The sequence below is a fragment of the Siminovitchia fortis genome, assembly GCF_007681465.1.
GTDB classification, from domain to species: domain Bacteria; phylum Bacillota; class Bacilli; order Bacillales; family Bacillaceae_C; genus Siminovitchia; species Siminovitchia fortis.
Window position 1 is genome coordinate 1 of record NZ_VEKZ01000170.1, and the last position, 581, is coordinate 581.

At 54.0% G+C, this 581-nt stretch carries 1 rRNA gene; it reads right to left on the bottom strand.

The window, feature by feature from the left end:
• Positions 1-581 (bottom strand): 23S ribosomal RNA (locus FS666_RS19455); the annotation flags it as partial.

Below are 581 nucleotides of genomic sequence, written 5' to 3' on the forward strand. Positions count from 1 at the left end.
AGGCTAGCCCTAAAGCTATTTCGGAGAGAACCAGCTATCTCCAGGTTCGATTGGAATTTCACCTCTACCCACACCTCATCCCCGCATTTTTCAACATACGTGGGTTCGGGCCTCCAGTCAGTGTTACCTGACCTTCACCCTGGACATGGGTAGATCACCTGGTTTCGGGTCTGCGACCTCATACTCTTTCGCCCTGTTCAGACTCGCTTTCGCTGCGGCTCCGCCTTCTCAGCTTAACCTTGCATGAAATCGCAACTCGCCGGTTCATTCTACAAAAGGCACGCCATCACACTTATAGTGCTCTGACTACTTGTAGGCACACGGTTTCAGGTTCTCTTTCACTCCCCTCCCGGGGTGCTTTTCACCTTTCCCTCACGGTACTGGTTCACTATCGGTCACTAGGGAGTATTTAGCCTTGGGAGATGGTCCTCCCGGATTCCGACGGGATTCCTCGTGTCCCGCCGTACTCAGGATCCACTCTGGAGGGAATGGGGTGCCGGCTACAGGGCTGTTACCTTCTCTGGCGGGCCTTTCCAGGCCGCTTCGCCTACCACATTCCTTTGTAACTCCGTATAGAGTGT